This is a genomic window from Breznakibacter xylanolyticus (assembly GCF_003254275.1).
In the GTDB taxonomy this organism is placed as follows: Bacteria; Bacteroidota; Bacteroidia; order Bacteroidales; family Marinilabiliaceae; genus Breznakibacter; species Breznakibacter xylanolyticus.
This window is the reverse complement of sequence record NZ_QKZK01000012.1, coordinates 61,583-87,026: the sequence shown is the minus strand read 5'-3', so window position 1 is coordinate 87,026 and position 25,444 is coordinate 61,583. Positions and strand designations below refer to the sequence as shown.

At 39.0% G+C, this 25,444-nt stretch carries 25 protein-coding genes; 21 read left to right on the top strand and 4 right to left on the bottom strand.

Going from position 1 to position 25,444, the window contains the following annotated elements; genetic code table 11:
• The first annotated feature begins 2 nt into the window (after positions 1-2).
• Positions 3-887, top strand: coding sequence for a 4-hydroxy-3-methylbut-2-enyl diphosphate reductase (locus LX69_RS08875; protein WP_111445604.1), 885 nt, complete (start codon positions 3-5; stop codon positions 885-887).
• A gap of 295 nt (positions 888-1,182) precedes the next feature.
• Positions 1,183-2,154, top strand: coding sequence for a 6-phosphofructokinase (gene pfkA, locus LX69_RS08870; RefSeq protein ID WP_111445602.1), 972 nt, complete (start codon positions 1,183-1,185; stop codon positions 2,152-2,154).
• Between the two features lie 34 nt (positions 2,155-2,188).
• Here the strand turns inward: pfkA and atpC are convergent, their stop codons facing one another.
• From atpC to LX69_RS08850, 4 genes are all read right to left on the bottom strand, one after another.
• Positions 2,189-2,443 (bottom strand): ATP synthase F1 subunit epsilon, encoded by a 255-nt coding sequence (atpC, locus tag LX69_RS08865; protein WP_111445600.1) that lies wholly within the window; start codon positions 2,441-2,443, stop codon positions 2,189-2,191.
• Positions 2,440-3,954 carry a F0F1 ATP synthase subunit beta gene (gene atpD, locus LX69_RS08860; protein WP_111445598.1) on the bottom strand — a complete coding sequence of 505 codons (1,515 nt, stop codon included), beginning with the start codon at positions 3,952-3,954 and terminating at the stop codon, positions 2,440-2,442. Before atpD ends, atpC begins: the two co-directional genes overlap by 4 nt.
• 84 nt (positions 3,955-4,038) lie before the next feature.
• Positions 4,039-5,016 (bottom strand): polyprenyl synthetase family protein, encoded by a 978-nt coding sequence (locus tag LX69_RS08855; RefSeq protein ID WP_221621320.1) that lies wholly within the window; start codon positions 5,014-5,016, stop codon positions 4,039-4,041.
• 20 nt (positions 5,017-5,036) lie between these two features.
• Entirely contained in the window at positions 5,037-7,430 is a 2,394-nt protein-coding gene (locus tag LX69_RS08850; protein WP_111445594.1) for an efflux RND transporter permease subunit, read from the bottom strand.
• Positions 7,431-7,801: 371 nt separating this feature from the next.
• Here LX69_RS08850 and LX69_RS08845 point away from each other — a divergent pair, with 371 nt between their 5' ends.
• From LX69_RS08845 to LX69_RS08755, 19 genes are all read left to right on the top strand, one after another.
• Positions 7,802-8,317 (top strand): YfiR family protein, encoded by a 516-nt coding sequence (locus LX69_RS08845; protein ID WP_111445592.1) that lies wholly within the window; start codon positions 7,802-7,804, stop codon positions 8,315-8,317.
• Between the two features lie 16 nt (positions 8,318-8,333).
• Positions 8,334-10,067 carry a methyl-accepting chemotaxis protein gene (locus tag LX69_RS08840; RefSeq protein WP_111445590.1) on the top strand — a complete coding sequence of 578 codons (1,734 nt, stop codon included), beginning with the start codon at positions 8,334-8,336 and terminating at the stop codon, positions 10,065-10,067.
• Positions 10,068-10,080: 13 nt separating this feature from the next.
• The gene (locus tag LX69_RS08835) at positions 10,081-10,395 is read left to right on the top strand and encodes an STAS domain-containing protein (protein ID WP_111445588.1); all 315 of its coding nucleotides are present in this window, start codon (positions 10,081-10,083) and stop codon (positions 10,393-10,395) included.
• A 15-nt stretch (positions 10,396-10,410) separates the two neighbouring features.
• Positions 10,411-10,776, top strand: coding sequence for a response regulator (locus LX69_RS08830; protein WP_111445586.1), 366 nt, complete (start codon positions 10,411-10,413; stop codon positions 10,774-10,776).
• Positions 10,777-10,788: 12 nt separating this feature from the next.
• The gene (locus LX69_RS08825; RefSeq protein ID WP_111445585.1) at positions 10,789-11,166 is read left to right on the top strand and encodes an Hpt domain-containing protein; all 378 of its coding nucleotides are present in this window, start codon (positions 10,789-10,791) and stop codon (positions 11,164-11,166) included.
• A 14-nt stretch (positions 11,167-11,180) separates the two neighbouring features.
• Positions 11,181-13,232, top strand: a complete 2,052-nt coding sequence (locus LX69_RS08820; RefSeq protein WP_111445583.1) for a chemotaxis protein CheA — start codon at positions 11,181-11,183, stop codon at positions 13,230-13,232.
• A gap of 49 nt (positions 13,233-13,281) precedes the next feature.
• Positions 13,282-13,467 carry a chemotaxis protein CheW gene (locus LX69_RS08815; protein ID WP_111445581.1) on the top strand — a complete coding sequence of 62 codons (186 nt, stop codon included), beginning with the start codon at positions 13,282-13,284 and terminating at the stop codon, positions 13,465-13,467.
• Entirely contained in the window at positions 13,467-13,733 is a 267-nt protein-coding gene (locus tag LX69_RS08810) for a chemotaxis protein CheW (RefSeq protein WP_170124308.1), read from the top strand. Before LX69_RS08815 ends, LX69_RS08810 begins: the two co-directional genes overlap by 1 nt.
• 8 nt (positions 13,734-13,741) lie before the next feature.
• On the top strand, positions 13,742-14,215 hold the full coding sequence (locus LX69_RS08805) for a chemotaxis protein CheW (protein ID WP_111445578.1): 474 nt from the start codon (positions 13,742-13,744) through the stop codon (positions 14,213-14,215).
• Positions 14,212-15,078, top strand: coding sequence for a CheR family methyltransferase (locus tag LX69_RS08800; RefSeq protein WP_111445576.1), 867 nt, complete (start codon positions 14,212-14,214; stop codon positions 15,076-15,078). Before LX69_RS08805 ends, LX69_RS08800 begins: the two co-directional genes overlap by 4 nt.
• A 24-nt stretch (positions 15,079-15,102) precedes the next feature.
• The gene (locus LX69_RS08795; protein WP_111445574.1) at positions 15,103-16,002 is read left to right on the top strand and encodes a sensor histidine kinase; all 900 of its coding nucleotides are present in this window, start codon (positions 15,103-15,105) and stop codon (positions 16,000-16,002) included.
• A 9-nt stretch (positions 16,003-16,011) separates the two neighbouring features.
• Positions 16,012-16,485, top strand: a complete 474-nt coding sequence (locus LX69_RS08790) for a chemotaxis protein CheD (protein ID WP_111445572.1) — start codon at positions 16,012-16,014, stop codon at positions 16,483-16,485.
• Between the two features lie 233 nt (positions 16,486-16,718).
• A complete protein-coding gene (locus tag LX69_RS08785; protein WP_111445698.1) occupies positions 16,719-17,840 on the top strand; it encodes a protein-glutamate methylesterase/protein-glutamine glutaminase in 1,122 nt (373 codons plus the stop codon).
• Positions 17,841-17,866: 26 nt separating this feature from the next.
• Entirely contained in the window at positions 17,867-19,744 is a 1,878-nt protein-coding gene (locus tag LX69_RS08780; RefSeq protein WP_111445570.1) for a PAS domain S-box protein, read from the top strand.
• Positions 19,745-19,755: 11 nt separating this feature from the next.
• Positions 19,756-20,598, top strand: coding sequence for a CheR family methyltransferase (locus LX69_RS08775; protein WP_111445568.1), 843 nt, complete (start codon positions 19,756-19,758; stop codon positions 20,596-20,598).
• Between the two features lie 7 nt (positions 20,599-20,605).
• Positions 20,606-21,424 carry a CheR family methyltransferase gene (locus tag LX69_RS08770; protein ID WP_111445566.1) on the top strand — a complete coding sequence of 273 codons (819 nt, stop codon included), beginning with the start codon at positions 20,606-20,608 and terminating at the stop codon, positions 21,422-21,424.
• Position 21,425: 1 nt separating this feature from the next.
• Complete coding sequence (locus tag LX69_RS08765) at positions 21,426-21,992, top strand: chemotaxis protein CheB (protein ID WP_111445564.1); 567 nt, start codon at positions 21,426-21,428, stop codon at positions 21,990-21,992.
• A gap of 42 nt (positions 21,993-22,034) precedes the next feature.
• The gene (locus LX69_RS08760; RefSeq protein WP_111445556.1) at positions 22,035-22,799 is read left to right on the top strand and encodes a GAF domain-containing protein; all 765 of its coding nucleotides are present in this window, start codon (positions 22,035-22,037) and stop codon (positions 22,797-22,799) included.
• A 150-nt stretch (positions 22,800-22,949) separates the two neighbouring features.
• Positions 22,950-25,433, top strand: coding sequence for a PAS domain S-box protein (locus LX69_RS08755; RefSeq protein ID WP_245934981.1), 2,484 nt, complete (start codon positions 22,950-22,952; stop codon positions 25,431-25,433).
• Positions 25,434-25,444: the final 11 nt, after the last annotated feature.

The window sequence follows — 25,444 nt, the reverse complement described above, 5'->3', positions numbered from 1 at the left end:
AAATGCCATTTACTGTCACCATAGATAGCAATTCAGGATTTTGCTTTGGCGTTGTCAAAGCGGTTGAAAAGGCAGAACATTATCTGACAAACGGCCATCAACTATTCTCATTAGGCGACATTGTTCACAACACCTGCGAAGTGGAACGACTCGAGAACATGGGACTAAAAACTGTGACAACACAACAGCTTCCCAACATCACCAACGGCACCATACTTTTCCGAGCCCATGGCGAACCGCCCATATCATACCAGCAAGCCGCCTCGCAAAACCTCCAAGTCATTGATGCTACCTGCCCGGTAGTCTTAAAGTTGCAGCAGCGAATCCGCGCAGCTTGGGAGAAAATGAAACCTCTCAACGGTCAGATAATCATTTACGGAAAAAAAGGTCATCCAGAAGTAATCGGACTATTGGGCCAAATCAACAATGAAGGAATACTGATAGAAGATAGTAATGACTTATCGTCAATCGATTTCACCCGCCCCATTGAGCTTTTTTCACAAACCACGAAAAGCATTTCCGGGTTTCAGCAACTGATCAGTAACATCGAAAAGCAGGCATGCAACAAAGATTCATTTACCTGGCACGATACCATTTGCCGACAAGTTTCCAACCGAGTCCCCAAAATGGAACAATTTGCAACCACCCATGATGTGGTCATCTTTGTTGGGGGCGCCCAAAGCAGCAATGCCAAGTCACTTTTCAATGAATGTCTCAAACACAATCCGAACAGTCATTTTGTGATTGACGCCAACGATTTAAAACAAGAATGGTTTCCGCTACAAACCCAAAAAGTAGGCGTCTGTGGAGCCACTTCTACTCCCCAATGGCTGTTGGAACAAGTGGCCGATGCCATCACAAATCAATTTGCATCGCTTTCATCATGAATTAGCATTCCCGATTACGTTCGCCACACTCATTTACTATCTGACACCAAATAAAACACACACCAAACAAATTATTACACATTTTACCACATACACCCCCTATTTTTAACCAATAACCCCCATTCAAATTACGAAATAAGCATTAGTATTGCATACTCTCAAAGACCAATTCTGACCCAAAAAAACACTCCGAATCGGACATTTAACTTTTTAAACCCGATTCACGTTCAAACGACAAACACACAACTATAACATAAACGAGATCGCCTAACAGGCAATAAAAAAACTCTGAGAGATGAAAAAGATAGCAGTTTTAACGTCAGGAGGTGACGCTCCTGGCATGAATGCAGCCATACGAGCTGTCGTGCGGGGAGCTATTTCGTACAAACTTCAAGTAATGGGTGTATTTCGCGGTTACCAAGGGCTAATTGACGATGATTTGCACGACATGACCTCTAAATCAGTGAGTAACATCATTCATCAGGGTGGAACCATCTTAAAAACAGCTCGCTGCAAAGAATTCCCAACCAAAGAAGGTCGCAAAAAAGCATTTTACAACCTCCGCAAACATGACATCGACGGACTGGTAGTCATTGGAGGTAACGGAACATTTACAGGTGCGAAACTTTTGGGAGAAGAATTTAACTTCCCTGTCATTGGCATCCCCGGAACCATCGATAACGACTTATATGGCACAGACTTCACAATCGGATTCGATACAGCTCTCAACACCGTTGTGGATGCTGTCGATAAAATTCGTGACACAGCAACGGCACACAATCGCCTATTCTTTGTAGAAGTAATGGGTCGCCATGCCGGATTCCTGGCCTTGCACAGTGCCATCGCATCCGGATCAGAAGCCGTATTCACCCCCGAAGTGGATGGCGATATGGAACGCCTTTATGATTTCTTGCGTAATAAATTCAAGAAAGCCAAAAGTTCAAGCATCGTCATTGTCGCAGAAGGCACCAAAGAAGGCAATGCGATTACCATTAGTCAAAAAGTCACCGAAGATTTTCCGGAATATGACACTCGCGTCAGTATCCTTGGACACATTCAACGAGGAGGCTCACCATCTCCATTCGATCGCGTATTAGCAAGTGAACTGGGTGTTGCTGCCGTAAGAGCTCTTATTGCGGGTAAAAAAGCCGTAATGATGGGACTTGAAAGTAACAAACTGGTCGAAGTCCCTTTTGATGATGCCATTTTCAAAAAGAAAGACCTCGACCCTCGAATGGTCGGGCTGGTTGGGGTTCTATCAATCTAAATAAAAAAAATCCGGAGTCAGGCTCCGGATTTTTTTATTCCTCAATTAATACGGTCACCTTGTTCTCAAGGCATTCTACCACTCCACTCTTACATGCAAACACTACATCATCACTAAATTGCCCTAACACCCTAATCTCGCCCTCTTTTAAGGCTGCAATTAACGGTGCGTGCTGCTTTAAAATGGTAAAACGTCCCATGACACCCGGCAAATTGACAGACAAAACATTTTGCCTGAAAATCACCTTTTCAGGGGTCACAATCTCAAGATATAATATGGGATGAATCATTTCTTAGCTTGTGATAATAATTTCTTACCCTTCTCAATCGCTTGCTCAATGGTTCCTACCAGGTTGAACGCAGCTTCCGGATATTGATCCACTTCACCGGAAAGAATCATATTGAACCCCTTGATGGTATCCTGAATGCTCACAAGCTCTCCTTTCAACCCTGTAAACTGCTCGGCAACATGGAACGGCTGAGATAAGAAACGTTGCACTCGCCGAGCTCGATGAACCACTAATTTATCATCTTCCGACAACTCTTCCATCCCTAGAATGGCAATAATATCCTGCAACTCTTTATAACGCTGCAAAATCTCTTTCACTCGCTGAGCCGTGCGATAGTGCTCTTCTCCTACAATATCCGGAGCCAAAATGCGTGATGTCGAATCCAACGGATCTACAGCCGGATAAATACCTAACTCAGCAATTTTACGACTTAAAACGGTGGTCGCATCCAAGTGCGCAAATGTGGTCGCAGGAGCAGGATCGGTTAAGTCATCCGCCGGAACATAAACTGCTTGAACCGAGGTAATTGAACCATTCTTGGTAGAAGTAATTCGTTCCTGCAAAGCACCCATCTCTGACGACAAAGTAGGTTGATATCCCACAGCCGAAGGCATCCGACCTAACAACGCCGACACTTCAGATCCGGCCTGTGTAAATCGGAAAATATTATCAACAAACAATAATACATCCTTTCCTTTACCATCAGCGCCCTTACTATCACGGAAGCTCTCAGCAATCGTCAACCCTGACAACGCAACCCGGGCACGAGCACCGGGCGGTTCATTCATCTGACCAAAAACCATGGTCACTTGTGATTTCTTCAAAGCTTCGGTATCGACCTTGGTCAAATCCCAACCCCCTTCTTCCATCACTTTCTTAAATTCAGAACCATAATTCACAATCCCGGATTCGATCATTTCGCGAAGCAAGTCGTTCCCTTCTCGAGTGCGCTCACCAACACCGGCAAACACCGATAAACCATCATATCCCTTGGCAATATTGTTAATCAATTCCTGTATTAGAACTGTTTTTCCAACACCGGCACCACCAAATAACCCAATTTTCCCACCTTTAGCATAAGGCTCAATCAAATCGATGACCTTTATCCCGGTAAATAAAACCTCCGTTTCGGTCGTTAAATCTTCGTAAGGTGGCGCATCTCGGTGAATAGGGCTACCACCTTCAGTTGAGACCTGATACAATCCATCAATGGCGCGTCCGACAACATTCAACAAGCGACCTTTAACGTGTTCACCATGCGGCATGGTTATAGGATTGCCCAACGACACAACCGACATTCCACGCGTTAAACCGTCTGTTGAATCCATTGAGATACAACGAATGGTATTCTCACCGATATGCTGCTGGCATTCAACAATTAACCGCTCACCCGTTTCTCGAGTGATTTCCAAGGCATCTAAAATGTTTGGTAATTCTCGGCCATTAAGGTCAAAGGCGACATCAATCACTGGGCCTACGATCTGAATGATGTGTCCGGTAACTTTTTCCATATTGAACCTTCTAATATGATTTTAATGAGTTAACGACGAGATGATTTTCCCGCTGTTTAGAACCATCAAGGTAAGAAAAATTCTTTATTTGGTGCGAAATAATGTGTGCGAAGCAAAAAGTTTTAACGCATCCTTGTATTGCAATTCAATACCAAGCATTTCGATGATCCGAAGTGCTTCCATGTAATAAGTCTCCATTTTTTCCTTACTCAAAACAGCAATTCCTAATTGATCATATAATGCAACAACGGCATCAATCTTCTCTTGTCGATCAAAATCAGCAGCATGCAACCAATATTTCAACTTTTCTTTTTGCTCACTATTTGCTAATTTTTGACAAGCGAGTAATAAAAAAGTTTTTTTATTACTAACTATATCTCCACCAATACGCTTTCCAAATGTTTCAGGATCTCCATAAACATCCAAATAATCGTCTTGCAACTGAAATGCAAGACCAATATTAATCCCAAACTGATAGATTAAATCGGCATCACGCGATGATGCACCACCAATCATCGCCCCGATCTTGAGACTTGCTGCAATGAGAACGGCTGTTTTTAATCGTATCATGCTCAAGTATTCATCAACCGTCACATCATCACGTGTCTCAAAATCCATATCATACTGCTGCCCTTCACAAACCTCAAGGGCTGTTTGTAAATAAATGGTTTGAACAGTTTTCAATACGGTGTCGGGAACATCGAGCATCATCTGACTGGCTAAAATCATCATGGCATCACCCGACAAAATGGCTGCATTTTCATTCCACTTCAAATGTACTGTCGGTTGATTGCGACGCATGGTAGCATGATCCATTATATCATCGTGCAACAATGTAAAGTTGTGAAACATCTCCAACCCCATCGCCGCAGCCTCTGCTGCTTTGCCATCACCCGAAAAAAAATGACACGCACTCATGCACAATGCCGGTCGAAGTCGCTTCCCTCCCAAACCAATAACATAATCAATTGGATCATACAACAAACGAGGTTCACGCGGTTGGTAACGACGCAACATGGCCTCTCCGGCATGTTGGATATACTGCTCTATCACTCCCATCATATCAAGTATTTAATCATTGATTACGCTTCGTCCTTTCGGGCAATTTTAAGAAACTTAGGATCAATATCTTCTTCTTCATCATAAATCTGCAACAACGGTTCACTAAATGACCGATCTGTTGCCAATTTTTCGAGCCCCAATAAAACACTCGGCAGAAGAATCAAGTTTGAAATCAAAGCGATCACTAATGTAATGGCAACCAATGTTCCTAAAGCAACTGTTCCCCCAAAGTCCGATGCACTAAATATTCCAAACCCAAAAAACAATATGGTAGCGGTGTAAACCATGCTCACCCCTGTCTCCTTGGTTGCTAAAACCACTGCTGCACGGATGCTCCAATTCGTCTGACCTAACTCCTGTCGATATTTTGCCAGATAATGAATGGTTCCATCCACTGAGATACCAAAGGCAATGCTGAACACCAATATGGTAGATGGCTTTATCGGCACATTAAAGAAACCCATCAAGGCCGCCGTCACCATCAATGGCAATACATTTGGAATTAACGAAATAACAACCATTCGCCACGACCTAAACATCAAAGCCATAAACACAGCAATGAGAAAAACAGCCAACAAAACACTCGTCATCAAATTGGAAATCAAATAACTGGTCCCTTTAAATGACACAACACTGCCACCGGTAATCAACACATCAAAATTATCCTTCACAAACACAGAATCAACCACACTTCTTATTTGAGCATCTAATTCTTTCATATGGGTTGTCCCCACATCCTTCATTCTAAAACTTATCCGGGCAGACTGACGCGTTGAATCAATAAACGACCGTATCAAATCTCCTTGCGCCTGCCCTCCTTTTGCAACATATGAAAGAATAAAGTTTCGTTCTTCTGTCGATGGAACCTTAAAATGCTGCTCCCGACCATTAAAGAAGGCCTGACGAGCAAATTTAACGACTTGTGTTAGCGACAACGGCTTTGAAATTTCGGGCATGGCAGAAAGACGAGTCTCTAATTCATCCATCTTTTTTAATGTATTACCACGTAAAATCCCGTTGGGGCGTTTGGTATCTATCACAACCTCCAAGGGCATTAATCCATTGAAATTTGCTTCAAAAAACTTCAAATCAAGATATAATGGATCGTCATGCTGAATATCATCCAACATATAACCTGTCGTGTGAATTTTACTAATCCCCCAAATACTTACAACAATAATAATTCCAACAGCAATAAACACGCCTTTGCGGAAATTTAAACTAACCCCTACCAGCCAATTAATAATGCGAACACTAAACTGACTATCTAAATGCTTGACGTGTTTCTCCGCTGGAGCTCCAACAAAACTGAAAATAATAGGAATCAAGAGAATAGAAATAACAAATATTCCTATTATGTTAATGGATGCAACCACCCCAAATTCTACCAAAATTCTACTACTGGTAAATATAAAAGTTCCAAACCCCAGTGCAGTGGTTAAATTAGTCATAAAGGTGGCATTCCCAATCTTCCGAATAACTCGCTGTAATGCTTTAATTTGATTGCCATGTATTCTGAATTCGTGATGATACTTATTTAAAAGATACACCACATTCGGAATCCCAATAACAATGAGAAGTGGCGGAATCATGCCAGTCAGAATCGTAATCCGATATCCTAGCATTGACTGTATGCCCAATGCCCAAACTACGGATATCCCAACAACCAACATCGAATAAATGACAACTTTAAACGAACGGAAAAACAGAAAAATGATGAGCGCTGTAACTGCAAGCGTCAAAAGAATAAACATATTAAGCTCCGACTTAATCATCTCTGCTGTCGTAACTCTAATATATGGCATCCCCGAATAGTGCAACTGACGCTTCGTTCGCACTTCGAATTCGGTTCCAAGTTGTTTGATTTCTTCGATTAAACGCACCCGATCTTTGCTGGCTAAGATTTGATTATCCAACGTAATGGCCAACAAATAAGCATGAGTTTGCGAATTATACAACACCTCCCGATAAAAAGGCAACGACTCAAACCGATGCCTAAGAGAATCTAATTCAGTCTGATAAAATACATTATCAGGAAATAATGGTTTAACCTCAAATTTCCTTTCATCCACATTTTTCACCAAATCATAAGCCTGAGCAGCCGACAAAACTGCCGTAACGCCATGTATTTTTTTTAAAGATGCAGTTAAATTCAACCACTCCTGAAAATTACGTAACTTAAAAAATTGGTCATCTTGTATTCCAAATACAACTAAATTACTTTCGTTACCAAATGTTTTTATGAAATTCTCATACTCAACATACGTCGAATCCTCTTTGGGCAATAATGCTGCATACTGATAAGACATTTCGATTTTTCGAGCCTGATAGCCCATAAACAATGTGACCAAACCCAACGCAACTAAAAATGGAATTCGGTTCCTTAAAATCAAACGTGCAATCCAAGTCCACATATAAACCTATTATATCATGATTAAATGAACCAACGAAAGTAGCACATTTTAGATAGAATATTTCGCTTTCTTTCTTCGTTAAGTTTTTATAACTTGTTAGAAGAATCGAATCAAGGATTCACAAAAGATGATAATTTAATTATTTTTGTTATCTTTATTTTCAAAGCACTCTACAAACCTCTAACATCAAAAAAAAGAAACCAAACCAACGAAACTGCGTAACATACACCAAAACTTAGGCACAATGCACTGTTAACTACAAACCAAAGAGAGAATAAGCAATGAAACACGCCTTTACTAAGTCCCACTCACTCAGAAGGACAAATTATTGACGAGTTCCATGTGACCAATAAAAATCAAACTATAAACACATGAAAAAAACAATTCTCATTGTCATACTCGCACTGAGCATGTTCTCAATACATGCATACTCTCAGGAAGCAAAATATAAAGCCACCTTTACACTTAATTTCATCCGTTATATTGGCTGGCCCGAAACGTCAACTCAGGGGGATTTTGTGATTGGGGTGGTCAGAAGTAAAGAAATCGCCGATCATTTAAAACAACAATCCGCCGGTAAAAAATTCGGTTTTCAGGATGTTGTCATTAAAGAATTTAAAACCGTTGACGAAATTACTAAATGCCAGGTGATATTTGTAGCCAGTTCTGCTAACTTTGCCCGAAATGCAGAAACCATTTCGAACAAGGTGGGGAAAAACGCCCTCATTGTTACTGAAGCAGAAGGCGCCACAAATAAAGGTGCAATTATTAATTTTGTGATTCGCGATGACAAGCTTAAATTTGAGATCAGCAAAGCCAATGCTTCCCGTGCAAGTTTACAGATCAGTTCAAAATTAGAAACCATGGCTTCGGCCATTAGCATGTAATAATAACTCATTGAACATGAAGCTAGACATACTTAAAAAGTTGAATATTGCCCAAAAACTTTACTATGGGTTCGGGATTATTCTCTTAATCATCATCATTAACGGAGTCACGACTTTTGTCACATTAAACAACAGTCGTAAACTCAACAAAACCCTCACTGAGGAATATTCACCTGCAGCAGAAAATCTTTCAACCATCTCTGATCTGGTCGCAGAATCTAAAATGCTCATCAGAAGTTGGGTTTTCATCGACAAACAAACCGGTACTCCAGATAAAATCAGATTAGAAAATATTCACAAAACTGACTTACCTCTTGAACTTGAAAAAGTAAAAAACCTTGAGGTTGAATGGGAAGATGAAGATACAACGGCTATCAACAACATTATAGAAAAAGTCAACCAACTCATCTCGATGGAAAAAGAGATCATGGAAAGTCTCAACTCATTTGAAGCTTATGATGATGCAATGGTGACTTTCATGGTGGAACCTCAGGTACAAGAAGGAGGAGAGCTAATTATTCTTAGTGATGAAATCACTCAATCGTGCAGCAGCATCGAAGAAAAATACCGGAGTAAAAGCAATGAGATTCTCAGCAACATGAGTTTCACATATACCTTTTTTGCTGCGTTGGTAATCATTATGTCTTTAGTAATCATCGCTATTTCAATTTTTGTTGCCTGGCTGCTTATCAATTCAATTATTGCCCCCCTTAAAAAAGGAGTGGCGTTTGCTCAAGCAATTGGCAATGGCGAACTTACGGCCACTGTTGATGTACAACAAAACGATGAGATTGGTCAATTAGCTGACGCATTACGCGACATGGCCAATAACCTCAAACGGATTGTCATCACCATTAAAACCAATTCTGCAAACCTGGTCGATTCAAGCAAAGTCCTCAAAGACAGCTCTACACAACTATCAAAGGGTTCTGCAGACCAGGCAGCATCTGCTGAAGAAGTTTCAACTTCCATTGAGGAAATGGTGGCTAACATTGACCAAAACACTGACAACGCCATTCAAACCGAGAAGATTACTGTTGAAACAGCGCGAGACGTTAACATTGCTGATCAATTGAGCTCTCAGGCCGCCAAAGCCATGAAAGAAATCTCCGAAAAAATCACCATCATCGGTGATATTGCTTTTCAAACAAATATTTTAGCACTCAATGCTGCAGTGGAAGCTGCTCGTGCCGGCGAACACGGACGCGGATTTTCCGTTGTTGCGGCTGAAGTCCGTAAATTAGCTGAAAGAAGTAAAGCTGCCGCTGACGAAATTGTAAATCTTGTTACAACAGGCCTCAAAGTGTCGCAGGAAGCTGGAGACAAAGCGAGACTTCTCGTTCCTGATATTGAAAAAACAACTCAACTGATTAAGGAAATTTCAGCAGCAAGTTTGGAACAAAAAACAGGTGCAGAGCAGATTAACCTGGCCATGCAGCAATTAAACATGATTACTCAGGAAAATGCATCTTCTTCGGATATCTTAACTCAAAGTTCAAATCAATTGACCGTTTTAGCTGAGAACTTACAACAGGCTGTTGGGATATTTAAAGTTGATGAAAACGAAGCTGCTTTCAAACCACAAACAAAGCAAGCAAGTACTACTCAACAAAACAATAAAGAAGAACGGACCAGACTGGTTAAAAAACCAACATCAAAAGGGAACACTTATTCAAAACCGAACTCCCCATCTAATGATTTATCGGGACTGAGCAAGGAATTTGATCTTGACAATTACGAAAAATTCTAACAACTTATCCAAAATGAGTCAGTCACCATATTCGATTCAATTTTTAAAAGGGTCTTCTCACAATACCCTTGAAATCAGCGGCAATCTGGTCATTAACCACATTGAAGCAATATACAAGGATTTGAAAAACAGTATGGACTTTTCAAAAAAACTGATTCTACATGCCACACAAATCAAAGGAATTGACCTGACATGTATTCAAGTTTTTCTGGCAATCAAGCAAGAATTCGAGTCCAGATCAATTCCGGTAGAAATTAAAATTGATTTATCAGAAGAACAACAACACCTTCTAGACAACGCAGGTTTCAGATCCAATTATTTCATATAAATACGTAAACACATTATGGCTAAAACAGTTCTCATTGTAGATGACTCGGAGAGTATCCGTGAAGTTGTCAATTTCACCCTTCAAAACGAGGGCTACGATGTATTGGTTGGAGTTGACGGAGAAGATGCATTAAAATTTCTCGATGGCCGTGAAATTGACATCATCATCACCGACTTACACATGCCCAACCTCGACGGCTTAGGTCTGATTAGAAAAGTGAGAGAAATGGACGCATACAAGCATATTCCCATCCTCTTTTTAACAACCGAATCGCAAGCCGCCAAGAAAATGGAAGCAAAAGAAGCAGGTGCCACGGGTTGGATTATAAAACCATTTGTCCCTGCTAAACTTCTCAGTGCGATTACCCGGGTAATCCGGTAAACATCAAAAGCAATGAATGACGAGATTAAAAACATATTCATTTCGGAGGCATCAGACCAGCTTTCTTCTATCGAATCATTAATCAATGATTCAAATCGAATGACGCCACAAGATGCTTTAGTCGAAAAAGTTTTCTTAACCATGCATTCCATCAAAGGCTCAAGTCCCATGTTCGGATTTCAGCACATGCCACTGATGGCTTTGCCTGTGGAGAAAACTTTTGCAAAAATCCGAAAGGGTGAAATCAATCTCACACAAGAACTCATCTACAAAACCCATTGCATTATAAAGCATCTTCAACAGGTTTTAAATAACCGTGATGACCAGGCTTTGGTGCAATTATGCGAAAACGATGAGGCTGTTGTTTACTTTAATAACCTTTGCTCTTAATATAATCCCGTCGCATGATTGACAAGTTCAAAGATAAGTTTGTCGAAGAAGCCCTCGATAACGTTCACGATTTGGAGGAAGCATTACTTTTGCTTGAAACAGATCGCCAAAACCGTGATATTATTGAGCGTATCTTTCGAGCCATGCACTCTTTAAAAGGGGGTGGAGCCATGTTTGGGTTCAACGACCTGAGTGATTTCACACATCATCTCGAAACCATTTTTGATTGGGTGCGCAATGGCAAGCTCCAGGTTTCAGATCACATCATCTCGTTGACCCTCGAATCCATTGACCATATCCGTCACTTACTCGAAATCGGAGACTTAAAGGACAGTCAGGACATTCAATCCCAAAAAGCATTCATACTTAAGGTTCAAAATGTCATTGCGCAACAGAACAACACCCCTTCTGAGGTTCAACCTCAACCGGTAACCCCTGTTGTCAAACAAGAAAAAGACGATGGAACAAAGAGTTATCTTATTAGTTTTGAACCGGAACAGGACATCTTAAAAAACGGAACCAATCCGTTCTTCTTAATTGATGATTTGCATGCCTTGGGAGAAGCTGTGGCATTGCCATTTTTTAAAGCACTTCCAAACTTCTCCGATTTAAAAGTCATTTCATGCCATTGTGCCTGGCAAGTTATCCTTTACACGGCTGCGCCAATCAATGAAATTAAAGATGTTTTCATTTTCGTTGAGGATGAATGTAAAATAGATATTCAAGAAATATCATCAGGGAATATTCTAACAAACCCCGAACTTAAACAGTTAGTTGACGGTAGCATATCAAGCAACAAACCTCTTGTTTTAACCGCATTACAAACAATAAAGCAGGAAAATAAACAAGTTATTACTCAAGAAGAAACTGGCAGCAAAAAGAAAAACACGCTCAAAGACCACAAAATTTCAAGTATGCGGGTGGCATCGAATAAAATCGATGAACTTGTCAACTTGGTCAGTGAATTAGTAACCATACAGGCACAACTAAACTTGTATGCAGAAAACAGTGGTGAACCAACCATCATGGCTTTGGCTGAAAACATTCAGAAATTATCCCGTCAACTTCGGGACAATGCATTTGAAATCAGCCTAATCCCGTTGCAAAGTGAACTAATGAGATTTCAACGACTTGTTCGCGATCTCTCCAAAGACTTAGGAAAAGAAATTGATTTTGTGATTGAAGGAGGTGAAATCGAATTGGATAAAAACATCATCGAAAACCTTATTGATCCAATGTTGCACCTGATCAGAAACTCCGTTGATCACGGTGTAGAGATGCCTTCTGAACGTCTGAAAGCAGGAAAATCCCCCAAAGGAACCATCTTCTTCAAAGCCTATTATTCCGGAGCCAGCGTAATCATTAAAATCATTGATGATGGTAAAGGAATTGACCCTGAATTCATTCGTAGAAAAGCCATTGAAAAAGGGTTAATTGATGCGAAACTCGAACTCAGCAAAAAAGAAATTTTTGATTTAGTGTTTTTAAGTGGGTTTTCAACTCGTGATGAAGTGTCTGATGTTTCGGGTCGAGGCGTCGGAATGGATGTCGTGAAACGAAAAATTGGTGAAATTAGAGGGGAAGTAGCCATCGATTCCGAGATTGGAAAAGGAACTACAACAACGCTTGAGCTACCAATGACCTTATCCATCATTGATGGTCTCTTAATCAAAGTCGGACAAAATGAATATGTGATTCCCATTTCATCGGTCGAAAAAATTCATGAATTTGTTAATGCAACAATCAGCAATACGCTAAACAACATATTATCAATAGGGGAGAAACAATATCCTTTTATTGACTTAAGAACTGTATTTGATGCCAAAACACAAATTGAAGGTTCTGAACAACTCATTCTGATAAAATCAGAAGACAAAATTGTAGGATTAGTAGCCGATCAGGTCATCGGAGAGTATCAAACTGTCGTCAAACCATTGGGTCGATACCTAAAAAAACACGAAACTATTTCGGGGGCATCTATCATGGGTAACGGAAACATTGCTTTTGTCATTGACACAAACAGACTGATTCATTTCCAAACCATTAAAAGACGAAAGACAAACTAACCAACAGGCCTACTTCAAATTGAAAAGTTAGAATCGACAACTTACTACCATGAACGAAGAATTGAACACCATCATATCATTTCAGGCTGCAGATGAACAATTTGCTTTTAATGCGTTAATTGTTCGTCACATTCTTGAATTAGGAAAAATTACAAGAATACCAAATGTGCCGGAATACCTGTTAGGAATGATAAACTTCATGGGAACATCATCCCTGTTGCGGATTTTAGAATGATGATTGGAGCTGAACTGGTAAACAGAACAAAAGACACTTCCATTATTGTAATTTCGCCCAATAACCAGGTAGAATCTTATATTGGGTTGGTTGTTGACATGGTCAATGAAGTCATCCCAATTAATCCCTCTCAAATTACCCCATCAATTATTGATCAAAACTTAGGGATGGTGGACAGTTTTGATGGCACCATTCGCTTAAACGAACAGTTTATTAACTTGGTGAACATCGACGCACTGGTGCAGAAAATTGAAGATGTTAAATAATATACAGAATGAGCAACACTTCGTCAACATATCTAGCTTTTAAAATTTCCGACCACCTATTTGGTGTTAACGTGGACAGAGTTATGGAGATTAGTGAATATCGGGCTCCTAAACCAATCCCTGAAAGTCCTTCATATGTACTTGGAGTGGTTGAATTTAGGGAACATGTTGTCCCTCAAATTGACACAGCTCAAAAGTTCAACATGCCCCCTATAGATATCACAGCAATGACCTGCATGGTGGTATTAGAATTACAGAACCTTGACCTTGCTAAAAAATTCAGGGTTGCAATTCTTGTCGATTCTGTTTCTGATGTATTTGAAGCAACTGAAGATAACACCGTACCTTTTACCGACGATTTTCACCCACAATACCTGACTGCATCCTATAAAACCAATCATGGGATGGTCATGATTTTAGATGCAGACAAGGTATTCAGCATCAAAGATGTTATCGCTTTAGACAAACTTGTCAGATCATGAGGGAAGCCGAAAAAACACCCAAAGAACTCGACTGCTTTAAAGCTGAATTGTCGGAAAGTGATTTCCAGGCTTTCAGCAATTACATATTTATTGAATATGGTATCAAAATGCCCCCTATTAAACGCGTTATGCTTCAAGGAAGACTCTTGAAACGCATTCGCGAATTGGGACTGAAATCATATACTGAATACAAAAATTACTTTTTTAGCCAAGAAGGTCAAGAAAAAGAACTTTACAATTTCTTAAACGTCATCACTACCAACAAAACTGATTTCTTTAGAGAACCAATACATTTTGACTTTCTGACTTCAACAGTACTTCCTGATTTCGTAAAAAACAACCCTACGAAATCATTTAAAATTTGGAGTGCTGGTTGTTCAAGCGGTGAAGAACCTTATACGATGTCTGTCGTTTTGAATGAATTTAAAAGACTCAACCCGACTTTTAATTTTTCAATTCTTGGTACGGATATCTCCAACCAGGTTCTTGAAAAGGCGGCACGAGGCATCTATCCGGAACAAAAAATTGAATTCGTTCATCTTGACTTAAAAAAGAGATATTTCTTAAAAAGCAAAGACCGTCACAACCCCACGATAAGGGTTCGCCCGGAGCTACAAGCCTCCTTAACACTTCGCTATCTGAACCTAATGGACAACAGTTTCGATATTAAGGAAAGCTACACTTCAATTTTTTGCAGAAATGTGTTGATTTACTTTGACAGAACAACCCAAGAAAAAGTAATTAATAAACTATGTCAACATCTTGAACCAGGAGGTTATTTCTTCATCGGACATTCAGAATCTCTTTCAGGGATGAATGTGCCACTGCAACACATAAAACCAACCATTTTTAAAAAAATATAAACAAACACGGATAACATATAAACTATGAGTAATTTATCAGACAAACAACTACTCAAAGAACTTCGTGACAGATTAGAGGAACGAAAAAACTTTGATACCGAGATCAAAGATCTTTCAAGAGAATTACAGGAAGTAACGCGACGCTTGAAAGAATCAGAGGCACTTAAAAGCCATTTCATTTCGAATATTTCGAATGAAATTATTAATCCTTTTACCTCTATTCTTGGTTTGTCAAAGTCAATCTTATCCGTTGAAAAACACGACTGGAAAAAGGTCGTTTCAATGGTTGCACTGATACACAGTGAGGCATTCACCCTTGACTTCCAACTCCGCAACATCTTTGTAGCAGCAAAAATTGAAGCTGGTGAAATACAGCCCAACATCACAAAAGTTAACATCCGAAGTCTGATTCAAAACGTCATCGACTCGTTCAACATTGTTTCACGCAAAATGAACATCGATATTGATTTACAGTTTAATATCGAATATGGATTTGGAAAAAATTTCTATTTCAAAACCGACTCGGAAAAACTCAAACTCATTGTCAGCAACCTGGTTAACAACGCATTAAAATACAGCTACAAAGAAAGTAAAATCATCGTCACTGTATGGATGGATGAAGAAATCCTCAACATGACGGTGCAAGACTATGGAACAGGGATTTCAGAAAAAAACCAAAAGGTAATTTTCGAACGCTTCAAGCGACTGGATTCCGGCATCAACTCCATCAACAGAGGACATGGTTTGGGGCTTTCAATTACCAAAGCACTACTTGATGTATTGGGAGGTAGCATCGAAATACAAAGTAAAAAAGGTGAGGGTTCTACATTCTCTGTTACTTTGCCCGAAGCACGAAACATTGTGGATGGCTTTAGTGGTGATGGGAATGATATATTCTTTGACGAAGGAGACGAGATATTTTAAGGATTGAAAATGGACAATTATTTACAACATTTCCTCTATCCTTCATCTCTTTTTGTCAGTAGGGATCCATACCTGGTGAAAACCATCTTAGGATCTTGCGTAGCCATATGCTTGTGGGACAAAAGACTTAAAATTGGCGGAATCAACCACTATATGCTCCCAAACTGGAGTGGAAACGACTTGGCGTCTCCAAAATATGGTAATATTGCAACCGATAAATTAGTAGAACGAATGCTTTTTTACGGTTGTCGTATTGAAGATATTCAAGCAAAGATTTTTGGAGGCGGGGAGTTATTGGATGCTGGCAAAGGCAATTCAACTATGATTGGAGAAAGGAATATCCGACTGGCCAGAATGATGCTCGAAGAAAAGGGGATTCCAATTGTAGCCTCCAGCACCGGAGGCAAACGAGGACGAAAAATTCTCTTTTTTACGGATACGGGCGAAGTGCGCCATAAATTTCTGGAAAAACAGACGTATTAAAATTAATATGTCATTGATTTCCCACACATTAACATTCTCCGAAGACTTCAAAGAGATAATTAAATGTGGGAATTGAAGTTTTTTCGCTAAATTAACATCAACAAATGTCAGTCCATTCTGCTCATCCAGGCATGGAGTGACATCGGTTTTTATATACAAGGGCATTGACATTCAACCATTGCCTAATATGAAACTCATTGCTTTGGCGCTATACTACCGAAAAGACGAAAAGTGTGAAAGAAAAAATTAGAGTATTGGTGGTGGACGATTCTGCGGTTGTTCGACAAAGTCTGACAACCATCCTCGAATCTGATCCGGATATTGAAGTGATGGGCACTGCTGCTGATCCCATCATTGCTGTAAAAAAAATCATGAAGGAAGTGCCCGATGTGATCACGTTGGACATCGAAATGCCACGCATGGACGGCTTGACCTTTCTTCGGAAAATCATGTCACAACATCCCATACCGGTGGTGGTTATCTCTTCATTAACATCTGAAGGAACCGAAGTGGCCATGAAAGCTCTTGAATACGGAGCTTCAGAAATCATCGCCAAACCGTCAATGAACACGGCACAGTTCATCCATGAATCTAAAATCATGCTTTGCGATGCAGTCAAAGCAGCATCGCAGGTTAAACTGACCCGTAAAAAAATTTCCCCACCCCAACAGCCTGTTCAAACGACATTTACTCCGCCATCGGCTAGTCCAATCGTGAGTCCCATAGTTCCTCCTAAATATTCTGCAGATGTAATTTTAGAAAAAGCAACGAGCGGAGCACCAGTCATCTCAACAGAACAAATCATTGTTTTAGGGGCATCAACGGGAGGAACTGAAGCAATTCGGTTCTTCTTAAAACAACTTCCCGAGCGCTTCCCCGGAATTGCAATCGTTCAGCACATGCCGGAGGGCTTCACAAAATCTTTTGCCAATAATCTCAACACAATGTGCCGCATGGAGGTTAAAGAAGCCGAAAATAATGACAAACTATATCAAGGGCGGGTTCTCATTGCTCCTGGTGGAAAACATATGTTATTAAAACGTGTCGGAAAAGAATACTTTGTAGAAATAAAAGAGGGACCTTTGGTAAACCGCCATCGACCATCAGTTGATGTCTTATTTAGATCGGCCGCACGGTACGCGGGACAAAATGCACTGGGTATCATTTTAACTGGCATGGGTAATGACGGTGCGAAAGGACTACAGGAGCTACACGATACAGGAGCTTACACCATTGCACAAGACGAAGCCTCGTCGGTGGTATTTGGAATGCCTAAAGAAGCAATCAAGCTGGGTGCAGCTGATAAAATTCTACCATTGGATCAAATGCCAGATTTCCTTATCAAAAGATATTAACACTACATACAACCCGCATCTCTTATATGAAAAGAATAAAAACCAGACAGATAACAAATAAATACACCGTTAGAGGCGTTTTCTTCGGCATCGTTTTTTTGGCATTATCTGTATTAATCACTTCTAATTCATATCTTTTTGTTAGCCAAAAAGGAACTTTTAATGACTTATTTAAAATGTATCCGGGCTTATGGCTGGCAGCAGTCATGCCTATTGCTTTTGGAATTATTGGCTATTATTTAGCGAAAGGATTTGTAAAAATTATCAAAAAACAACAACAACTCTTGAACAAAGAGGCACAACGCTCTCAAATCGTTTTTGACTTCATTGAAAATCTTCGTCAAGGAAATCTTGAAACTGCAATTCCCATTGAACAAGAAACAGATAAATTGGGACAATCTCTTTATCGCCTAAAAGACTTCTTAATTAAAAATAAATTAGAAGAAGAGCAAAGACGTATCGAAGAAGAGCAACGTAACTGGGTCACTCAAGGTCTTGCCCAATTTTCAGAAATCCTTCGAAACAGTAGCGACAATCTGGAGAATCTATCTTATAACATCATTCATTATTTAGTGAATTATTCAAAAATCAATCAAGGTGGAGTCTACCTTCTCAATACTAAAATTAGCGGCGATAAGTACTTTGAACTTAAAGCATGCATTGCGTTCGATCGGAAAAAATTCACCGATAAAACAATTCTATGGGGTGAGGGGCTAATTGGCCGCTGCGCTCTTGAAAAACAGACGATATACCTCACCGATGTTCCAAATGATTACATCACCATCACCTCTGGACTTGGTGAAGCCAATCCTCGAGCAATATTGATGGTCCCTCTTAAAGTGAACGAAGAAATTCACGGCGTCATTGAATTGGCTTCTTTTAACTTATTTCAGCCTTATGAGATTGCTTTTGTTGAAAAAACAGCTGAAAGTAGCGCTTCGACCATTTCAAATGTTAAAATCAACATTCAAACATCGAACCTTCTGAAAGAAACTCAAATACAAGCTGAAAAAATGTCGCAACAGGAGGAAGAATTGCGTCAAAACCTGGAAGAAATGCAGGCCACACAAGAAGAAAGTGAACGCACGGCCATTGAAATGAAGGGGATTATTGAAGCAATCGACCATGCTGCGATCAACTGCGAGTTCGAAACGGATGGCACATTAATCTCTGTAAATAAAAATTTCTTAAAGACCTTTAAATACAATCTTGAAGAAATTGAAGGTCAAAACCTTCGCATATTCTTCTTTAAAAATGATTTGCCTGAGTTAGACAAAATTTTAGCGGATCTAAAAAATGGTCACAATTTTAAAGGGCGCGTTCGTCGTCGAAATAAAACTGGCGAAGAAATCTATTTATTATCAACATACACCCCTGTAATTGACAACGAAGGAGAAATCATCAAGATCCTAAGTCTTGAAAATGATGTAACTGACCAAGTCAAAATGGAGGAAGAATTAAAAAGAAGTAAAGAGGAATTAGGTATCCTTCTGGAAGAAGCTCGTAATGAAGTGAAAGAACAATTCCGAGAAATGGAATCTGTTAAAATCAGAAATGAGAAAACTCTTGAAGGAGCTCTTGATGCCATCATAACCACAGATAAAGAAGGTACTGTTCAGTTTTTCAACATTGCTGCTGAAAAACTATGGGGCTACGACCGACAGGAAGTATTAGGAAACAACGTTTCTATGCTCTTTTCAGCAGATACCATTATTAACGACGAGTTTGTCAGAACATTTGTAACAGCTGATGAGAAAAAAGTTGTGGGAGAACGGCGTGAAGCACCAATTAAGAATAAATATGGGGATGAAATCCCAGTCCTATTCCTCCTATCGGAGGCTCAAGTGGGTCTTGAACATTCCTTTACAGCATTTATACAAAATGTTGAAGTTGAACTATTCTAATACTCTCAGGTATGACCTATAAAGAGTACTTACTAGAGTTAAAAAAGTATTCTCCTTACGATTTTAGTGAGTATTCGGATAATTCAATCCAACGCCGCTTACAAAAAGTATTGGATGAATACAAAATGACTCTCGAAGAACTTCGAGAACGAACCATCAATGACAATTTATTTGTAGAACAGTTAGTTAATGACATAACCGTCAATACGACCGATTTCTTCAGAGATGCTGACATCTGGCTTGAATATGTTGAAACTGTTCTAAATAAACTATCGGCTCGTCAACAAATAAAAATATGGCACGCAGGTTCTTCAACTGGAAAAGAAGTATATAGCAACCTGATACTTTTGGATGAACTCGGGATTCTAAAAAAAACCCAGGTTTTTGCAACAGATATCAACCAACAAGTTCTTAAAGAGGCTACTCAAGGAACATATAGATACTCAAACAACATAAAAAGCATAGAGACCTACATTAAAATACTTGAAGCAAATAAAGACAACTCTTCCATCAAATCGATAAATCTTGAGAAACATTTTAATATTAACATTGCAAATGATCAATTAAAAGTAAACAACAAATACTTATCGCTACCTATATTTAAGAAACACGATCTGGTACAAGGCGCTATCCCTTTTGAAGAAAAATTTGATATCATTTTTTGCAGAAATGTTTTAATATACTTCAACACAAGTTTACAAACAAGAATTTTAAAAATATTCCATGACCATTTAAACACGTCAGGTGTTTTAATTTTGGGAAATCACGAAGGACTGACTGGTTTTTTTAAAACACGATTCAATAGACTTGGTAGTTTTTTTGTCAAGTCAAACTCATTCCATTTTAAATATTAATGCAGCCATGGCAGTCAGCTTAGGAATCAACGACATTAAAGAACTGACCTCATTGATGCATGACAAACTGGGGTATCCGTTTCATGAGTTATCAACATCATTCATGAAGCGCAGACTTTCACTGTTTTTTGACAAGCTTTTTATTAAAACCAAAGAACGCTTTATCGAACAACTCGACAATGAGCTATTTTTAAAATCTGTTCTGTATAACATTCCGGTTGAAACAACAGAGTTGTTTCGTGATCCCGGCTTTTGGAGAGTTTTAAACAACAAATTTTTAAGCTCTAATTTACTCGCACCAGATTCGGTTTGGTTTCCGGATGTATCCTCGGGTGAAGAATTATACTCTTTCCAAATTCTTAATAAGGGGATCAATCATAACAACGAAACAACCATATATTACAATCATCCATCAAATGCTCGTTTAGATGAAATAAAAACTGGGATAATAAACAATAAAAATATTGAAACTCACGACAACAATTTCAAACGATTGGAACTGGAAAGTGAGTTCTCAGATTTTTGTCACATTCATAATGGTTCCACATTAATCAATGAAATACTATTAGAGCATTTGGTTCCATGTAAAGGTTGGTTCTTGAACACCCCAAATGAACCAGTCTCTATGATTATTTTCAGAAATACAATGTTGTATCTCTCCAAACCACTCCAAGAAAAAGTGGCACAAGTCATGTATGAAACTCTTAAACCTGGAGGAATTCTTACAATTGGCATAAAAGAACCATTGCCGGAAAATATTATTGACAAAATGGAAATCGTTGATGAACAAGAGAGAATATTTAAAAAACCAGGAAGTTTAGTTTAACATGACAAACAACAATTATAAAGCAATTGTGATTGGTGGGTCTGCCGGGAGTTTTTCGGTTGTGTCAAAAATATTATCCAAACTTAACCCGGACTTTCAAATCCCAATCATACTTTGCCTACATCGTCTTAAATATATCCGTTCTGGTTTGGTGGAAGGTCTCAACCTCAAAAGCAAAATTAATGTCATCGAACCGCTCGATAAAGAAAAAATTAAATCGAACACAGCCTATTTAGCCCCTTCAAATTATCACCTTTTTATCGAATTCGACAACACATTTTCATTATCAACTGAAGAGAGTTACAATCACAGTCGCCCCTCTATTGATTACACATTATCATCTGCAGCACACACATTTAGAGAAAAATGCGTAGGAATTTTGCTCACCGGCGCTAATAAAGACGGCGCAAAAGGGATTAAAGACATATTTGACAAAAAAGGGTACACAATTGTGCAAGACCCTGAAACGTGTGACATTAAAACAATGCCTCAAGCTGCTTTGCGCTTGTTTCAACCCCATAAAATAATGTCTCCTGATGAAATTTCTGCCTTTCTAAACAGCTTATAAAAAGTAATAAATCCACCCACACAGGCATGTAAAACATAAAAAATGAGAATATTTCTATTTAAATATCTACACTTTTTCATTGCAGGAATCCTTCTGGTGTTTGCACTAGCTAAATTTTTAAGTATTAACATCAGTCTTCCTAACCATTTTTTTGTGATCGAATTTTTATCATACCTATTCATCTTATTTCTCATTGTTCACTTAGATAAAACTTATTATAAAAAAATAGAAAGAGAGAAACAACTTCAAGATGAAATAGAATCGATAAAAAGAACATCAGAAAGTAGAGAAAGTCAATTATTAATGCGCATCATGAAACTTGAGTCACGAGAACGTGAAGCAATTCTTTTTTCTACGCATAAAAAGAAGACACTACATCATCTGTTCATCGACACGCAGAAAAATCAGGATATTAATAAAAATATAAGCATCATATTAAAGAATTTCAGCAAAACCTACGAAATCGTCTCAGGAATTGCTTATGCTTACAATAAAAACAACAATCTATTCGTACCATGTAGTACATTCGCTATCGACAAGGAAATTGAAATACTTCCTTTCAAGACTGGCGAGGGTTTATGTGGACAATGCGCCACAGACAAAAAAATAAGTACGATTACAGATATTCCAACAGATTATTTCGAAGTATCATCGGGACTAGGCACGAATTTGCCTAACATTATATATATTCTCCCAGTGATAAAAGACAATCAAACGATTGCGATGTTCGAAATCGGCTCATTTAAAGAAATTGATATCGAGAAGATTTGGCCTGATATCAATGCTAGAATTACCGAACTATGTTAAACCGGATGGGGATGAATAACTATGCAACTTACAATAAATAACATACGACGCTTCATCAGAAAATATTTAAATTTTAAATGCCTCCCTGAAAGAGACATTTATTATTTATTTACAGGCGCCTTAATCCTTTTACTACTGACTTGGAGTGGCGTGTCATCAATTCTTTTTGATGAATTTGCTTTTTGGCAAATTCATCAACTTCACCATTTTATCCTCATCTGGATTATTGATTTGATTATTCTTTCAATTCCGGTCCAGGTCGTATTTTTTGTAAACTATCACATCCAAAAAAGCCGACAACTTAAGACTGAAATAGATGCACTTAAGAGCAAAATCCACTCAAGCATTGAATTGGCTACGCGGATTGGTGAAGGCAAACTTAATCGTTTTGAAGCTGCTGATGACGAATTAGCTGCAGCGCTTATTGCACTGGGCAAAAGTCTATCGGGCACTCGCAAAAAAGAAGACGACTTAAACTGGATTGCTCGAGGCAAAGAAAGGGTATCGGATATACTCCGAATAACCACAACAATTGATGAACTAACAATCAATGTATTAAAAGCGACCATCGACTATACAGGAGCCATTCAGGGGGGGATATTTTTACCGGAAGGTGATGTTCTTGTGAATGCCGCAGCATACGCATTTAACCGCCAGCGATATGAAAAAATGCAAATCCCAATCGGGAAAGGGTTAGTGGGGGAAGTCGCCTATGAAAAGCAAATGATTTATCGAACCGAAATACCGGACGATTACTTCACGTTGACTTCTGGCCTCATTGGAGATAAAAAACCCAAGAGCCTCATTGTTATTCCATTAATGCAAGAAGATGAACTACAGGGGGTGATGGAATTAGCCTTCTTAAACAACAAATTACCAAAATATATTCTCCATTTTATTGAAGAAATAAGCAACATAATCGGACGAACTATTTATAACTTAAAAATAAACATTCGCACGGCTCAATTATTAAAAGAATCACAGGAATTAACGATTGTCCTCAAAGAAAACGAGCAGACACTACATGAAAATGCTCGTGAAATGATGGTTGCTCAAGAAAATCTCGAGAAGTCGAACAAATTACTGGCCAATCAGATTCAAGAAGTCGAGCACGGACAAAAACGACTTCAAGCTTTATTGACGAATGCATCCGAATTTATTTCTATATACAACGAAAAACAGGAACTTGTCTTTGAAAGTCCTTCTGTCAAACGAATATTAGGCTATAACGATAATGACAAGGTTTCCGGGATGGATCCGGAATTATTAACACCTCGAGGTTTTAAAACGATTAACAACCTATTCCAATTCCTACTCGAAACGCCGGGTGGCGAACACGTTGCTCAATACACTTATCTCAAGAAAAACGGTGAAAAACTCTTTTTGGAAACAAAAGGAAAAAACTTACTGCACGACCCTGCAATTAGAGGAATTATCTTCAACACACAAGATATCACTGAAAGAAAAAGAGCCGAAAAAGAGGAACGAATGAAAAGCCGTATGCAATCATTATCGGAGAATAGTCCCGATATGATTTTACGGATCAGCAATACCGGAAAACTGGTATATGTAAACCCGGCAATCTCTAAGTTCATCGGAGTTCCATCCACCGAGATTATCAAAAAAAGAATATACGAACTTGACATTGACCCACAATTTATCGATTTTGTACGGACTTCGCTTTCCACAATGAGGGAAGACCCAAAACAAATGGTTGCAGAAATTGAGATGCAATCCCATGGGGATATGAGGATTATGGAAATAAAAGCCATACCCGAATTCAGCGAAGACCAAGAACTTGAGTCAGTGTTATTTGTGACGCACGACCTGACTGAGATGAAGATCATTGAACAGGAAATAAAAGATAAAAACAAGAAAATCTCTGACAGTATCAATTATGCACAACGGATACAAACTTCGATTTTACCAGATACCGGTGTTATCCAGCAATATTTCCCTAGATCTTTTATCTTCTACAGACCTAAAGATGTGGTCAGTGGTGATTTCCCTTGGTTCTTTATGAAAGATGACATTTTCTATATTGCTGCAGTTGACTGTACAGGACATGGCGTCCCTGGAGCATTATTGTCACTCATTGGTTATTTCTTATTAAACAACATCGTCAATGCAGACAAAGACCTAAGCGCTTCCGAGATATTAGATCAGTTACATCAAAAAGTCAGACGGACATTGCGTCAGGATCAAGACGGGGCAAACGGACGGGATGGCATGGACTTGGCACTTTGTAAAATCAATCCGAAAAAAAATGAATTGCAATATGCAGGTGCGCATCGTCCTTTATATTACCTTCGCAATGGAGAACTAACAGAATACAAGGGATCACGGAAAGCAATCGGAGGGATTCCTTTAGCGAAAAAAATTGAACTGGATTTTGAAAACAACATCATTGACTATCAAACTGGAGATAAATTCTTTATATTCTCAGACGGATTGCCTGATCAAACCGGCAAAGACGGTAAAAAATATTTGAACAAAAGAATTAGAGAAGCGCTCACAGAAGATAAAGATGCAACAATGGCACACTACGCGAGATTTTTCTCCAAAGATTTTTATGATTGGATGGGAGAAGAAAAACAAGTCGATGATGTCTTATTAATAGGAATTGAACTTTAAGAATAGTTACG